At 73.4% G+C, this 16,058-nt stretch carries 7 protein-coding genes; 3 read left to right on the top strand and 4 right to left on the bottom strand.

Annotated features, from left to right (window positions below):
* Positions 1-30: 30 nt before the first annotated feature.
* Positions 31-8,736, top strand: coding sequence for a DUF11 domain-containing protein (locus tag IC607_RS04140; protein ID WP_191785698.1), 8,706 nt, complete (start codon positions 31-33; stop codon positions 8,734-8,736).
* A 66-nt stretch (positions 8,737-8,802) separates the two neighbouring features.
* Here the strand turns inward: IC607_RS04140 and IC607_RS04135 are convergent, their stop codons facing one another.
* From IC607_RS04135 to IC607_RS04120, 4 genes are all read right to left on the bottom strand, one after another.
* On the bottom strand, positions 8,803-9,378 hold the full coding sequence (locus tag IC607_RS04135; RefSeq protein ID WP_191785697.1) for an isochorismatase family protein: 576 nt from the start codon (positions 9,376-9,378) through the stop codon (positions 8,803-8,805).
* A gap of 11 nt (positions 9,379-9,389) precedes the next feature.
* A complete protein-coding gene (locus tag IC607_RS04130; protein WP_370525992.1) occupies positions 9,390-10,796 on the bottom strand; it encodes an MFS transporter in 1,407 nt (468 codons plus the stop codon).
* Positions 10,793-11,236: a MarR family winged helix-turn-helix transcriptional regulator gene (locus IC607_RS04125; protein WP_191785696.1), complete on the bottom strand. Its 444-nt coding sequence runs from the start codon at positions 11,234-11,236 to the stop codon at positions 10,793-10,795. The genes IC607_RS04130 and IC607_RS04125 overlap by 4 nt, the downstream gene beginning before the upstream one ends.
* Before the next feature lie 66 nt (positions 11,237-11,302).
* A complete protein-coding gene (locus IC607_RS04120; RefSeq protein WP_191785695.1) occupies positions 11,303-12,109 on the bottom strand; it encodes an arylamine N-acetyltransferase in 807 nt (268 codons plus the stop codon).
* Between the two features lie 60 nt (positions 12,110-12,169).
* On the opposite strand from IC607_RS04120, the gene IC607_RS04115 reads away from it, so the two are divergent.
* Positions 12,170-13,537 (top strand): 3' terminal RNA ribose 2'-O-methyltransferase Hen1, encoded by a 1,368-nt coding sequence (locus IC607_RS04115; protein WP_191785694.1) that lies wholly within the window; start codon positions 12,170-12,172, stop codon positions 13,535-13,537.
* Positions 13,534-16,053, top strand: a complete 2,520-nt coding sequence (locus IC607_RS04110) for a polynucleotide kinase-phosphatase (RefSeq protein WP_191785693.1) — start codon at positions 13,534-13,536, stop codon at positions 16,051-16,053. Before IC607_RS04115 ends, IC607_RS04110 begins: the two co-directional genes overlap by 4 nt.
* Positions 16,054-16,058 lie beyond the last annotated feature (5 nt).

The raw sequence follows: 16,058 nt of genomic DNA, 5'->3' as shown, positions 1-16,058 counted from the left end.
ATGTGGGCGGCGCGTTGCACAATGCGAAGAATGTACGGTCGCAGGTGCGCGTGGCACCGCGCGTGGCCGGCCGCACTGGTGGCCGTCCTCGCGCTCCTCGCGGTGCCGCTCGGGCCGCTCGACGTGGCGGTCGCGGCGCCGGGCATCACGGCGACCAAGACCGCCGACGGGGAATCGCTGGCGGGTGCGCTCATCGACTACACGCTGACCGTCCGCAACCCTGCCAGCAACCCCGACGCGACGGCCGAGTTCAACGTGTCGTTCCGCGACCAGCTGGCGCCGGGTCTCACGTACGTGGGGCCGACCACCCCCGCGAGCGCGGGCGAGCCGACCGTCACGACCGACGCGGTCACCGGCGCGCAGACGCTCGTGTGGTCGAACGTCAACGACCTGTCGGTGTCGAGCACCCTCGCCATCCACTACACGGTGCGCCCGGACCCGGCGGTCTATCCGGTTGGTTCGGTCGTCTCCGACACCGCCGCCGCGTACGCGTCGACCGACCCGTTCACCGTCCCGACGTTCGACGACGACGGCGTCCTCGTGCCCGACCCCGCGGTGCAGCAGGCGACGACTAACACGACGACGACCACGATGGCGGGCGTCGCCGTGACGAAGTCGGAGCCCAGCCCCGAGGGCGAGCTGCTGCGCGGCGTCCACGACCACACGACGGTGTACACGCTGCACGCGACCACCTCGACCCTCGCCGGCAGCGACGACGTCGCGCTCGTCGACTACCTACCTGCCGCCCTGGAGCTCCTGGGCTGCGGCGGCGTCGACAACTCGGCGGCCCGGGAGTACCCCGGCGCGCCGTCGCTGGCGGCCACCCCGGCACCACCGGGCTGTCGGCAGCCCGACGCGGTCTCGACCGTCGTGAACCCTCCGCCGACGGGGTCGACCACGTACGCGCCGGGCACGTACACGCGCGTCGAGTGGGACCTCGGGGACCTGCCCGCGAACGCGGACATCACCATCCGCTACGCCGCCGGTGTGCCGCTGCGCGCCAACGTCGCCTGGACGGCACCCGTGCCGGCAGGAGCGGCCCAGATCGCGAACCTCGACAACAACACGGGGCCGTCGACGCGCGAAACGCTGACCGAGCGGTCCGCGACCAACACCGCGCGGATCGACGGCACCTACACCGGTCCGCTGGCTCCCGGGGCCTCGGCGCGCGCGGGATCCAGCGACACCGAGACCGTCAGCCTCGAGGACCTGCGCATCCGCAAGTCGGTCTCGCCCGTAGAGTTCACGGTCGACGGCGTCGCCACCTACACGGTCACGGTCGACACCAGCGAGTACACGTCGGCGTCGGACGTCGTGCTGACGGACACGATCCCGGACGGCGTGTGCCCGCTGGGCGACGCGGGGACCAACTACTCCGACGCGGCGCTCGCGGCCTGCGCGGGCTCGGCGGCGACCGCGCCCACGGGAGCGACGTTCGACGACGTCACGCAGAACGACGATGGCACGTTCACCGTGGTACTCAGCCCGCTCGCCCTGGACCCGAGCGGCACGACGACGATCACCTACCGGGGCCGGATGCTCCCGACGTACCTCAGCAACGGCAACCCCACGGCGGCCGGGGACACGTTCACCAACGTCGTCAGGGCCGCCGGTACCAGCGCCCCGATCGCGGGCACCGGCGAGGCCGGGGACGAGGCCGTGGCGGACTCCTCCAGCGCGACCCAGACGACGGGCGCGCTGTCGATCGACAAGCTGGTCGCGCCGCGGTCCGCGAGCTCGGGGACGTGCCCGACGAGCATCGCGGACTACGGCGAGCCCGGCGACCTCCCCGCCGCCGAGACCGTGCTGGGGCGCGGAGACCGGATCTGCTTCGCGCTCGTCGCCCGGTTCCCGGCCCGGCAGCAGACGCGCAACCCGCAGGTCACCGACTACCTGCCGCCCGGGTTCTCGTTCCTCGCCGGCAGCGCGCGCCCGGCAGACGAGGCGGTCGACGCCCCGTTCACGGTCGCGTCCGGCGCGACCACGGTGCGGTTCGCGATCGGCGCCAACCAGAACGGCGGCCGGTACGTGCCGGCCGGTGCCGTCTTCGCGACCGTCCTGCAGGCCCAGCTCACGCAGACCCCCACGGGGACCTCACCGGTGCAACGCAGCAACCTCATGAAGCTGGTCGTCGCGAACTCGTCGAACTCCACGCAGTCGTTCCGGGACTCGCTCGCGCTGACCGTGGTGCCGGTCGCGCCGATGGGGGTCGTCAAGGGTGTGCAGGCCGTCGACGACCCCGCCTTCGGACCCGCGGACGCCAACAGCGACCAGGACGGGATCGCCGTCCACGAGGGGTCGCGCGTCACGTTCCGGGTGGACTTGACCAACCTCGGGACGAGCGCCAACCAGACGGACTACCCGATCGGCGGCGCCGACGTGTGGGACGTGCTGCCCGTCCAGCTGGACTGCTCGGACGTCGACCTGACGTCGGTTCGCACCGAGCCGGTGGTCTCGCCCGGCCCGACGGTGACGTGCACCGACCCCGGTGACGACGACCACCCCACCTTCGCCGGCTCCAGCCAGCTGAGCCTGCTGCGGGTCAGGTTCCCGAGCGTCACTGCGGACGACGTCGCCACCCAGGGCATCGACCCCGGGGACACGCTGTCCGTCCTCTACACCAGCACTGTGCGGACGCCGAGCAGCCTGGGCACCACCCTGCGGAACACCGCGTACGTGCACAGCTACCAGTCCGTGACGAACGCAGGCACCCCGGCCACGTTCTACCCGAAGAGCAACGTGGACACGTCGCTCCCGGCCGCGTCGCAGGACGCCCCGGCCGCGAGCGACCCCTCGTGGGTGGTGGTGCCGAGCGCGACGGTCACCAAGACCGCGACGACGTCGGTCGACGAGCAGAACAACAACGCCGCGAGCCAGGCGACCGTGGGCGAGACGATCGACTACACCTACGCGGTGCAGATCCCGCGGCACACGTCGGCCTACTCCGGCGTGCTCTCCGACTCCCTGCCGACCGGCATCCAGCTCGTCCCGGGCACCGCGCGGGTCGACTTCGTCCCGGACGCGACCGATCCGGCCACCACGGCGGACGTCCCCGACGGTGTGAGCCTGGACGAGACGACAGGTGCGCTGAGGCTGAGCACCGACGGCCCCGGGTACACGTACTCGAACTCCACGGACACCGACCAGGTGTTCCGCGTGACCGTCACGACGCTCGTCACGACGGCCGCGCTGTCGGCGACGGCCAACAACCAGGTCCGCACCAACACCGCGCAGTTCGTCAGCCTCGAGTCGGTGGGTGGCTCCGCCCGCCCGCCGACGACCGACTCCGTGAGCGTGACGCTGCGCCAGCCGAACGTCGTGCTGACGAAGTCGGCCTCGGAGACCGCGCCCGTCCCGGGCGGGACGTCGGTCACGTACATGCTCCGCGTGGCCAACCAGAACGCCAACGGCACCGCGACCAACCGCCCCCCACTGCACGACGCCCAGGTCCAGGACTGCGTCCCTGCGGGCCTCGTGGTGACGGACCCGGGCGCCGGGACGGTCCAGCCGACGGTGGCACCCTGCGCGCCAGGCGAGACGCGTCTCACCTGGTCGGTCGGTACGGTCGCGGCCGGGGCACCTGTGACGCTGACCTACGTGGCACGGACGCCCACCTCGGCGCCGGGCGGGACCACGTACACCAACCGCGCGAGCGTCACCGGCTGGTCGGTCGAGGGAGGCACGGCCGCCGGGGGTGCCCGGTCGTACACCGCCACGGCCACGACCGACGTGCAGATCGTCGGTGCGGCCGTCACCAAGACCGTGACCCCGAGCGCTGCGACGATCGGGCAACGCGTCACGTGGCGGGTGTCGATGACGATCCCGGCCAACACCGCGTTCTACGCGCCCGCCATCGTCGACAAGCTGCCCGCGGGATTCGGCGACCTGCAGATCCTCGACGTCGACTGCCGGTTCCTCAGCACGCCGACGACCGACTGCACGACCGGCGTCTCCCAGCTGACCCCGGTGCCGCAGCCGGACGGCTCGACGCTCTACGCCGCGCTCTTCTCCGACTCCATGGGCGATGTGGACGCCCGTCAGATCACCCTGACGTTCGACTCGGTGCTGCGCGACGTCCCGTCGTCGACCGCCGGGACCACGTGGACCAACACCGCGACCTCGCACTGGAACACGACACCCGGCACGCCGCCCACCAGCGCCGGTGCGACCTGGACCGTCACCGGCGGCCAGGCATCGGCAGCGGTCCGGGTGCTCGAACCGAGCCTGAGCGCCTCCAAGTCGGTCGTGAGCTCCACGCCGGCGCCCGCGGACACGTTCCGCTACCGCATCCGGGTCATGAACGCCGCCGGGAGCAACCGCAGCACCGCGTATTCGACCGTGGTCAGGGACGTGGTCCCCGCGGGCGTCGTCGTGCACCCCGACTCCATCTCCGAACCCGGCGTGCTGACGGACGTGGACCCGCTGACCGGCGGTGGGACCATCACGTGGACGCTGGACCGCGACGGCGACGGTATCCAACCCGGCGGGTTCACGGACCTGACCTACACGGCGGAGCTGGCGCCGTCGGCGCAGCTGACGACGGCGGCCCTGGTCAACACCGCCTCCGTGCCCTCGTACCGGTCGCTGTTCGGGGCGGGGCGCACCTACGCGGGGCCGTCGACCACGGCGAACGTCCGCCCGCAGTTCCCCCACCTGACCACGACGAAGTCCGCGCTGACCGCAGGTCCGGCCTACATCGGCGAACCGTTCACCTGGAACGTCCGACTCACCAACGACGGCACGGCCCGCGCCTACGCGATCGGCCTGACGGACACCCTGCCCGTCGGGTGGGAGTACGTGCCTGGCTCGTCGCTGGTGACCCTGGCCACCGGCGACCCGGTCGCTCTCGAGCCGGAGGTCGACGGGCGGACCCTGACGTGGACGAGCACGGGCTCGTTGGACCCCGGCGTCGCCGGGAACCTGCGCTACCAGGCGAGGCCGACGGAGGCGGTCGTCGACGAACCGGGTGTCGGCAGCGATGTCGACCAGGTGAACACCGCGCAGGGCTACGGCGAGGACGCGACCACGGCGACGGCCAACAAGTCCGGCTCGTACATCGGACCGCCGTCGACGGCCGTCGCGCACATCGACGCCGCGGACCTCGCGATCACCAAGACGCACGCGACGCCGGTGGTCGCCGGCGGTCGCGCCACGTGGACGCTCACCGCGACGAACGCCGGCGACGACCCCGCCGTCGGGCCGTTCACCGTGACCGACACGCTGCTGGCCGGGGTGGGCCTCGTGTCCGCGTCGGGGAGCGGCTGGACGTGCGTGCCCGACGACGCCGACGAGCCGACGGCCGTCACCTGCACGCGCGGGACCACGACGACGGCGCTCGCGAAGGGCGCCTCGTTCCCCGTCGTCACCGTCGTGACGTCCGTCCCCGCCGACACGGCGGCCGGGACGGAGATCACCAACACGGCCTCGGTCCAGGGCCGCACCTACGACCCGGTCCCGGCCAACGACACGACGACCGACACGGCCTCGGTGACCGCGTCGGCGGACCTGGCGATGACCAAGTCCCACACCGGCACCGCGACCGCGGGCGACCCGTTCACCTGGACCCTCGACGTCAGCAACGAGGGCCCGTCGGACTCCCAGCCCACCATCACCGTGACCGACACGCTCGCGACCGGCACCACGTTCGTGTCGGCCGACGGCGACGGCTGGGACTGCGCCGCCGACGGTCAGCTCGTCACCTGCACGCGTGACGCGGTGCTCGCGGCCGGCGACGTCGCACCGCAGATCGCCCTGACCGTCGATGTCGACCCGTCGTCCACGGGGACGCTGGAGAACTCCGCCACGGTCGAGGCGACGACGCCGGACCCTGTGACCAGCAACGACACCGGCACCGACCGGGTCACCGTCGGGACATCGGCGGACCTGCGGCTGGAGAAGTCGCACGAGGGCCGCTTCGTGGCCGGCGCCGACGCCACGTACGTCTTCACGGTCGACAACTTCGGGCCGTCGGACGCCGCGGCCCCGGTGGCGGTCACCGACGAGCTGCCCGACGGCCTGTCCTTCACGGACTTCGAGTCGCGCGACGGCACGTGGGGCTGCGACGCCGACGATGCGGACGTGACGTGCACGCTCGCGGGAGACCTGGCCGCCGGCGACCAGGCCACGGTGGCCATCACGGTGCACGTCACCGACGACCTGGGTGCGGGCTTCTTCCTCAACGAGGCCACCGTGAGCTCCGTGACGCCGGATCCTGTGCTGGCCAACAACACGGACGACGACAACTCGGCGTTCTCGTCCGAGGCGGATCTGTCGATCGTGAAGTCGCACGACGGCGACGTGACTGCCGGCTCGACGTTCGACTGGACCCTCGCGGTCCACAACGGGGGCCCGTCGGTCTCGCCGGGCACCATCACGGTGACGGACTCGGTGCCCGCTGCCGTCGACGTCCTGTCGGCGACCGGCACGGGCTGGACCTGCAGCGCGGACGTCGGCGACGACGGCCGGACGCTCGTCACCTGCGACCGATCGGCGGCGCTCGACTCGGGCGCCGACGCCCCGGACATCGTTCTGCACGTCGAGGTCCACCCCGACGCCGGCCCTTCGACGATTACCAACACCGCGACGGTCGACGGCCCGCTGACGGACCCGGACACGACCAACAACGGATCGACGGACGAGGTGACGATCGTCGACGGCGCGAACGTCAGGCTCACGAAGACCGCGGACGACACCGATCCGGTGGTCGCCGGGACGAGCACCTCGTTCACGCTGACGGTCCGCAACGAGGGCCCGTCGGACGCTGACAGCGTGCGCGTCGTCGACGACCTGCCCGCCGGCCTGACCGCGACCGCGGCGAGCGGCGACGGCTGGGACTGCGACGTGACGGGCACCCAGGTGGTGTGCACGCGGGACACGCTCGCGGCCACGGAGAGCGGTACGACGACGAGCACGATCGACGTCACCGCGCGCGTGGGCAGCGCGGTGCCGGACGGCACCACGCTGACCAACGCGGCGCGCGTGTCGACGTCGACCCCGGGCGACGACCCCGACGACGACGCCGACGAGGCCGACGTCGACGTCGTCGCGCACGCCGACCTGTCGCTGGCCAAGACCCACGACGCTGCCGACGAGCCTGCGATCGCGGGGCAGGACGCGACGTTCGACATCGACGTCCACAACGCCGGACCGTCCGTGGCGCTCGGTCCGTTCACGGTGGTCGACACCCTGCCGAGCGGCACCACGTACGTGTCGTCGGACGGGCCGTGGGCCTGCACCCCCGCGGCCGACGGCGAGACCGTGACGTGCGTGCTCAGCGACGTCACGGCGCTCGCGGCCGACGCGCACGCCCCGGGCCTGTCGATCACGGTCTCCATCGATGCGGACGACCAGCGCGACGCGATCACCAACACGGCGACGGTGTCGTCCGCCACCACGGACCCGACGCCCGACGACAACGCCGACGACGACACCTTCCCGGTCGCGCGGCTGGCCGACCTCAGCGTGACCAAGGCGCACGACGCCCCGGCCCGGGTCGGCGACGAGCTCACGTGGACGATGGCCGTCACGAACGCCGGCCCGTCGGACGCGGCGGGCGTCACGCTGCGCGACCCGCTGCCCGACGGCGTCACGTTCGTCTCCGCGACGGGCGACGGCTGGGACTGCACCGTCGACGACGGTGTCGTGACCTGCTCGCTGGCCGACCCGCTGGCTGCCGGGGCGACGACGGACCCGGTCGCGCTGGTCGTGACCGTCGAGCCGGCCGCCTTCCCCGCGGTGACCAACACGGTGCACGCGGCCACGACGACGCACGAGACGGCGCTCGACGACAACGACGCGAGCGACGGCGTCCCGGTGCCGGCGCAGGTGGACCTGTCGATCACCAAGACGCACCCCGACGACTTCGTGGTCGGCAGCGGCGCCACGTGGGATCTCGTCGTCCACAACGCCGGGCCGACGCCGGACTCGTTGCCCGCGACGGTCACCGATGTCCTGCCGCCGGGCACCACCTACGTGGCGGCCCGCTCCGACGACGGCATCGCGTGCACCGCCGACGGCCGCGCGCTCACCTGCACCGTCCCGGCGCTGGGCGTGGACGCGTCCGCCCGCGTGGCCGTCGACGTGACGGTCGGGGCGGGCGCCTACCCGGCGGTCGTGAACACGGCCACGGTGTCGACGCCGTCCGAGGACCTCGACCCCGACAACAACTCCGCGACCGACACGGCCGCCGTGACGCCGCTGTCGGCGCTCGCCGTCGACAAGTCCGTCACGGACCAGGGCGGCCGTGACGTGACCTACCGGATCAGGGTCACCAACACCGGTCCGAACGCCACCACGCTCCCGGTCGTCGTGACCGACCCGGCGCCGGAGGGCCTGCGGTTCGCGTCCGTCGCGGGCGACGACTGGACCTGCACGCGCACCCCCACCCTGATCACCTGCACGTACGCGGGGGCCGTGGCGGTGGGGACGCACGCACCGGACCTCACGGTCACCGGTCGGCTGACGGCGGACGCAGGGGCCGAGGTGGACAACGTGGCCACCGCGTCGGGGGCGTGCCCGGTGTGCGACCCCGTCTCCGACGACGCCGGAGCGACTGTTCCCGTGCCGCCGTCGCCGACGCCGAGCCCGGCACCCACCGAGCAGCCGAGCACCGGCCCGACGCCCGGGCCGGGAGCGATCGCGACCACCGGGTTCGATGCGTGGCCCGCGGGCCTGGTCGCCCTGCTCCTGGTCGCGGCGGGCGCGTCGGCGGCCGCGGTGCGGCGTCGTCGGACGTAGGACGGCGGGCCGGCACTACCGCGCCGTCAGGTGCCGTCAGGTGCCGTCAGCTGGTGTCGGGCGGCGTCAGACCGCCGCGAGCAGCGCCAGGATCTCGGCGGTCGTGCCGGTCTCACCGACGCGGGGGAAGCTGCGCTCGATGCTGTGGGTGTGGTTGACCTCGTCGCGGTCGGCCATCGCGTCCGTGGCGAACGTGACGTTGTAGCCGTGGTCGTACGCGGCGCGGCCGGTGGCCTCGACGCCGATGCTCGTGGCGATGCCGCCCAGCACGATCTGCGTGATCCCGCGCCGGCGCAGGTGCAGCTCCAGGTCGGTGCCGTAGAACGCGCCGGGGTTGCGCTTGGTCACCACGATGTCCTCGTCGTGCCCGGTCACCTCGTCGACCAGCACGTCCCAGTCCGCAGGGCGCGGGCCGCCGCGAGGCGTCTGCGTCCGGCCGCGCGCGAAGTCCGACCCGTCGGTGCGGGAGGTCACGTGCACGAGGACGACGGGCAGGCCGCGCTCGCGGAACGCGTCGGCCAGCGTCACGCACCGCTCGACGACCTCGGCGCCGGTGTGGGGGACGGCGTTTCCGCCGACGATGCCGCGTTGCAGGTCGATGAGGACGAGCGCGGTCTTCGGGTCGATGGTGGTGACTGCCATGGGGGTGCCTCTCAGGTGGTGCGGGCGCCGGTGCGGCGCAGGGAACGGTCCAGCAGGGTCACGACGACGAGCGCGACGGCCGCCGCGAGCATGAACCACGCCAGGTCCCGCATGCCGGCGGTCGTCGCGCCGTCGTCGAAGAAGGTGGCGGTCGCCGCCGACGAGGCGATCGCGCCGAGGTAGGTGAACGTGCGCAGCAGACCGGCGCTCGCCCCGATCCGCTCGGGGTCGGCCTGGTAGTACAGCGCGTTCTGGTTGGCGAGCCCGTTGAGACCCTGCGGGACCCCGGCGACGAGCGCGATGCCCGCCAGCACGGCGATCGACGTCTGCGCGTCGACGGCCAGCAGCAGCGCGCACGCGACGACGAGCGTCACCGCTCCGACCAGCAGCTTGGGCCGGACCGCGGGCCGGCGTCCGGAGATCGCGGTGACGGCGATGGCGCACAGGAACATGGGCAGGAGCAGCAGCCCGGCGTCGGACGCGGACAGGCCGCGCGTCGCCTCGAGCCACTGGGTGTACCCGTAGAGCAGGGAGTACGAGACGGTCGTGGCGAGCACCTGGCGCACGTACGTGGAGAGCAGGGGCCGGTTCCCGCCCAGCACGCGCAGGTCGATGAACGGGTCGTCGACCCGGCGCTCGCGCCAGACGAACGCCGCGCCGGCCAGCAGGGCCACGACGAGCTCGTACCAGTGCGCGACCCGCGGCTTCATCAGGAAGAGCATCGCGGCGACGAGCATCGCGCTGAACGCGGCGATGCCGACCGCGTCGAGCCGCCGCCGCGGTCCGCCGGTCCCGGGCACACGCGGCAGGTAGAGGGCGCCCAGCACCAGGCACGCGACCGAGAGCGGGACGTTGACCGTGAAGATGGCCCGCCAGCCGCCGATCGCGATCAGCGCACCGCCCAGCGTCGGGCCGATCACCGCCACCACCTGGTTGGTGACGGCGAGCAACGACAGGATCCCGGCCGGGCTGTCCTGCCCCGTGCGGCGTGACTCGCTGCGGATCAGGTACATGGCGGCGGGGTAGCCCGCGCACGTCCCGAATCCGATCAGCACGCGGGCGGCGACGAGCGTGCCGATGTTCGGCGCGAGCGCGCCCAGCACCCCGGCGATACCCACGAGCGCCGTGCTGACCAGGTACAAGGGCCGGGGCCCATACGTGTCGACGAGGCGCCCCACCACGGGCTGCCCCACCGACGTGGCCAGGTAGAGGGCGGTGACGAGCCACGCGGTCTCGGCCGGGGGAGCGCCGAGCGCGATGCCGATCGGCACCAGGGCGACGGCCAGCATGGAGGAGTTGATGGGGTTGAGCAGCGAGCCCAGCATCATCGGCGCGATCAGGCGCCGGTCGAACGCGTCGGCGCGCGGGCCGGAGCCGTGGGTGCGCCGTACGGTCGTCTCGTCGGCCGTCGTGGTCACGCCCCCACCACGCGGTCGAGCAACCGGATCGCCGCCGCGATCGTCGCGAGCTCGTCAGGCGTGTAGGCCTGCTCCATCGCGGAGGCGAGCCACTCGGCGCGGGCCTCGCGGTCGCCGGCGGCGCGCTCGCGCCCGGCGTCGGTGAGGGTGACGAGCTGACGGCGGCCGTCGTCGGGATCGGGGGTGCGCTGGATCAGACCGTGCTGCTCGAGCGCCGCGATGGTCGCGGCCATCGACTGCGGCCGGACGCCCTCCGCCGCGGCGAACGTGCTCGCGGTCCCGACCTCGCCCTTGCCGAGCCGGATCAGCACCGCGATCTGCGACGACGTCAGGTCGTCGGCCTGTGCCACCTCTCGCAGCCGCCGTCGCAACCGCCCGAACACGACCCGCAGATCCCGGGCGACGACGCCGGCGCTGATTCCTGCCGCGTCCTCACTCATACCTGCACGATACATCCATCAGCGCGAACTGCACAGCTCAACCTGTCGATTCTACGCGGGAGCAGGTCAGGGGGCCTGCGGGAGGGTTGCGACGAGCGCGGCGACGTCCTGTGGGGGGAGATCCAGGCCCAGGTCGACGAGGGTCGGGCCCAGCTCGGCGTCGGTGAGCGTGCGCTCGTCGGCGCGTCCGGCCGGGGTGTCCGTCACCAGGGTGCGGCCGACGAGGGCGCGCAGACGGTCCGCCTCCTTGCGCTGGACCAGGATCCGCTGGGTGAAGTGCGAGGTCGGCAGGGTGGATGTGACCCAGTTGGCGCCGACGACGTCGACGGGGAACGTCTCCTCGTCGGGCACGGTGTAGAGCGGCACCCAGGTGCCCGCGCGCTGCTCGGACAACCGCCAGCCGTGCGCGGTGCGGTCCGTGTGGAACGACCACGCGCCCTGGACCACCACCGCGCCGTCGACGAGCGCCACGGGCTCCAGAAGCCCCGCGCCGAACCCGGTGTCGGCCAGCCAGGTGGTCCCGTCGTCGCCCGCGAGCAGCAGCACCAGGTGCGAGCGGGGCCGGGACTCGACGGCGGGGTCGCCGATGCGCGCGAGCCGCCGTTCGACCCGGTGCCCGAGCTGCGCGAGCGCGGCTCCCAGCAGCAGCGCGTGCTCGTAGCAGTAGCCGCCACGACGCGCGTCGACCAGCTTGGCGGCCACGTCGGGCAGGTCCACCCGCACCCCGCGCCCCAGCATGACATCGAGGTTCTCGAACGGGATCGCCGCCAGGTGGGCGCGGTGCAGCTCGGCCACCGACGCGCCGGCGTCGACCCCGACCCGCGCCAGATACGCATCGAGATCGAGCCGGTCCGTGCCCCACTGGTCAGCCATACGGCCAGTCTGCCGGAGAAACGAGGCGCGCCCCCGAGCTGCGCCCGGCAGGATGGCCATGTGCTCCTGACCATCACCTCGACGGCGCCGCAGGCCTCCGACCTGGGCTTCCTGCTGCACAAGCACCCCGACCGGGTCCAGACGTTCGACCTGGCGGTGGGCACGGCGCACGTGTTCTACCCGGAGGCGACCGACGACCGGTGCACGGCGGCACTGCTGCTGGAGGTCGACCCGGTCGCGCTGGTTCGCGGAGGTGCGGCCACGCAGGACCAGTACGTCAACGACCGCCCGTACGCCGCGTCCTCGCTGCTGGCGGTCGCGCTCGGCAAGGTCTTCTCGACGGCGCGCGCGGGACGGTGCGCCGCGCGCCCGGACCTCGAGGGTGCCGAGCTGCCGCTGACCGTCCGCGTGCCGGCGCTGCCGTGCGCAGAGGGTCCCGACCTGGTGCGGCGGCTGTTCGAGCCGCTCGGCTGGAGCGTGGACGCGACCGTCCCGCCGCTCGATCCGCAGGTGCCGGCCTGGGGCGACGCGCCGTACGCCGACGTCACGCTCGTCGGGACGCTTACGCTCGCGGCCGCGCTCACACACTTGTACGTCCTGCTGCCTGTGCTCGACGGCGCCAAGCACTACTGGGTGGGGCCCGACGAGGTGGACAAACTGGTCCGTGCCGCCGACTGGCTGGCCGACCACCCGGAGCGCGAGCTGATCACGCGTCGTTACCTGGCGCACCAGCGCGCCTACGTCGACGACGCGACGCGGCGGCTGGTCGCGCTGGACGGAACGGTCCAGCCCGACGAGGGCGACGAGGAGGCCGCCCCGCGCGTCGCGCTCGTGCGCGCCCGCCGTGAGGCCGTGGCGACGGCGCTGCGCGACGTGGGCGCCCGACGGGTCGTCGACCTGGGCTGCGGCGAGGGCTCGTTGCTGCGCGAGCTGGTCACCGACCCGTCCGTCACCGAGCTGGTCGGGGTGGACGTGGCGGCCGGCGAGCTTGCACGCGCCGAGCGTCGCCTCGAACGCCTGCCGGAGCGGCAGCGAGACCGGGTCACGCTGCGCCAGTCGTCGGTCACGTACCGCGACCCTGCGCTGGAGGGCTTCGACGCGATCGTGCTCATGGAGGTGATCGAGCACCTGGACCCCGACCGGCTGCCCGCGCTCGAGACGACCGTGTTCGCGCACGCACGCCCGCACGCGGTGGTCGTGACGACACCGAACTCCGAGTACAACGCGCTGTACCCGCGGCTGCTGCCGGGGGGTCTGCGGCACCCGGACCACCGGTTCGAGTGGACGCGGGCGCAGTTCGCCGCCTGGGCGGGCTCGACGGCGGAGCGGCACGGCTACACGGTCGAGCTGCGCGGCATCGGCGACGTGGACGCGGCGTTCGGCAGCCCGACGCAGCTGGCGCTGTTCCGGTCGGAGGCGGCCGCATGAGCCGCGTCGCGATCCCGGAGCTCGCCCTCGTCGCCCTCGTCGGGACGTCCGGCTCGGGCAAGTCCACGTTCGCCGCCCGTCACTTCGGCCGGTTCGAGGTGGTCTCGAGCGATTTCTGCCGCGGCCTGGTGGCCGACGACGAGAACGACCAGTCGGCGTCGAAGGACGCGTTCGAGGTCCTGGGCGCGATCGTCGCCAAGCGGTTGGAGCGCGGCCGCCTGACGGTCGTCGACGCGACCAACGTGGGCCGGGAGGCCCGCAAGCAGCTCGTCGAGCTGGCCCGGGCGCACGACGTGCTGCCGGTCGCGATCGTGCTCGACGTGCCGGTCGCCGTCGCCGTGGCCCGCAACGAGCAGCGACCCGACCGCGACTTCGGTGCGCACGTGGTCCGCCGCCAGCACGACCAGCTCCACCGGTCGCTGCGCGGGCTGGAGCGCGAGGGCTTCCGCACGGTGCACGTGCTGGACCTCGACGCGATCGAGGGCGCCCAGGTGGTGCGGGAGCGGCTGCGCAACGACCACCGCGACCGGACCGGGCCGTTCGACGTGGTCGGGGACGTGCACGGCTGCCTGCCCGAGCTGCTGGAGCTCCTGGACCGCCTGGGGTACCGGGTCACGCGCGACGAGGCGGGTCGCCCGACCGACGCCGTGCACCCGGACGGGCGCACGGCGGTGTTCGTCGGCGACCTCGTCGACCGCGGGCCGGACAGCCCGGGCGTGCTGCGGCTGGTGATGGGCATGACGGCGGCGGGCCACGCGCTCGCGGTGTCCGGCAACCACGAGGCCAAGCTGGTCCGCGCCCTGCGGGGGCGCCAGGTGCAGGTCAGCCACGGCCTGGAGACGACGCTCGCACAGCTCGAGCACGCGACCGACGACGAGCGGCGCGCGGTCCTCGACTGGTGCGACGGTCTGCTCGCGCACCTGGTGCTGGACGGCGGCCGCCTCGTCGTCGCGCACGCCGGCCTCAAGGCGGCCTACCACGGACGCGCGTCGGGCAGGGTGCGCTCCTTCGCGCTGTACGGCGACACCACGGGCGCGACCGACGAGTTCGGGCTGCCCGTGCGCTACCCGTGGGCGCAGGACTACCGCGGCGCGGCGACCGTGCTGTACGGCCACACCCCCACCCCGGAGCCGGAGTGGATCAACAACACGATGTGCCTGGACACCGGCGTCGTCTTCGGCGGCAGGCTCACCGCGCTGCGCTACCCGGAGCGTGAGGTCGTCCAGGTGGACGCGCAGCAGGTCTGGTACGAGCCGGCGCGGCCGTTCCCGGCGGTCGCGCCACGGGCCGACGACGACCTCGCGATCACCGACGTGCTGGGCGCACGAGTCGTCGAGACGGCGCATCACGGGCGGGTCACCGTGCGGGCCGAGCAGGCCGCGGGTGCGCTCGAGGTCATGAGCCGGTTCGCGCTGCACCCGCGGTGGGTGCCGTACCTGCCGCCGACGATGGCGCCGGTGACGAGCTCGCCGCGCCCGGACTTCCTGGAGCATCCCGACGAGGCGTTCGCCGCGTTCGCCGCCGCCGGTGTGCCCCGCGTGGTGTGCGAGGAGAAGCACATGGGCTCGCGCGCGGTGGTGCTGGTGTGCGCCGACGAGGCCGCGGCGGCCCGCCGGTTCGGCGGCGAACCGGGCCGGACGGGGGCGGTCTACACGCGCACCGGCCGATCGTTCCTCGACGCCACGCTCACCGAGACGCTGCTCGCCCGGGTCCGGGCCGCGGCAGCGCCGCTGTTCGACGAGCTCGGCACCGACTGGCTGCTGCTCGACGCCGAGCTGCTGCCGTGGTCGCTCAAGGCCGACGCGCTGCTGCGCGAGCAGTACGCGGCGGTCGGTGCCGCGGCCCGGCTCGCGCTGCCTGCCGCGCTCGACGCGCTGTCGTCGGCCGCCGCCCGTGGCCTGGACGTGACCGCGCTCGCGGACCGGACCGCGGTGCGACGCACCGATGCGGACGCCTACACGGACGCCTACCGCCGCTACCGGTGGGACACCGACGGGCTGGAGGGTGTCCAGCTCGCCGTGTTCCAGGTGCTCGCCGCGCAGGGTGCGACCTTCCACGACCGTGACCACCTGTGGCACCTGGCCGTCGCGGACCGGCTGGTGGCGGCGGACCCGGCGCTGTTCCGCACGACGCGCCGGGTCGTGGTCGACACGGCGGCGCCCGGCGAGGCCGTGACGTGGTGGTCCGACCTGACGGGCGCAGGCGGCGAGGGGATGGTCGTCAAGCCGCTGACCAACCTCACCCGGACCCACCGAGGCCTGGTCCAGCCGGGCCTCAAGGTGCGCGGGCGCGAGTACCTGCGGATCATCTACGGCCCCGACTACACGGTCCCCGCCAACCTGGCGCGCCTCAAGGAGAGGCGGCTGGGCCTCAAGCGTTCGCTCGCGATGCGCGAGTACGCCCTCGGCCTCGAGGCGCTCGAGCGCCTGGCCCGGGACGAGCCGCTGTGGCGCGTCCACGAGCCCGTGTTCGCCGTGCTCGCGATGGAGTCGGATCCCGTCGACCCGCGGCTGTGACCGGC

Origin of the sequence: Cellulomonas sp. JH27-2 (genome assembly GCF_014837175.1) — a bacterium.
Classification (GTDB): domain Bacteria; phylum Actinomycetota; class Actinomycetes; order Actinomycetales; family Cellulomonadaceae; genus Cellulomonas.
The sequence above is the reverse complement of the archived record's forward strand: the minus strand, read 5'-3'. Positions and strand labels throughout refer to the sequence as shown.

Excerpts from the sequence above, each read along its gene's own strand:
- IC607_RS04120 (WP_191785695.1), bottom strand. The coding sequence starts at position 12,109 with ATGGCTGACCAGTGGGGCACGGACCGGCTCGATCTCGATGCGTATCTG.
- IC607_RS04125 (WP_191785696.1), bottom strand. The coding sequence starts at position 11,236 with ATGAGTGAGGACGCGGCAGGAATCAGCGCCGGCGTCGTCGCCCGGGAT.
- IC607_RS04110 (WP_191785693.1), top strand. The coding sequence starts at position 13,534 with ATGAGCCGCGTCGCGATCCCGGAGCTCGCCCTCGTCGCCCTCGTCGGG.
- IC607_RS04140 (WP_191785698.1), top strand. The coding sequence starts at position 31 with ATGTACGGTCGCAGGTGCGCGTGGCACCGCGCGTGGCCGGCCGCACTG.
- IC607_RS04135 (WP_191785697.1), bottom strand. The coding sequence starts at position 9,378 with ATGGCAGTCACCACCATCGACCCGAAGACCGCGCTCGTCCTCATCGAC.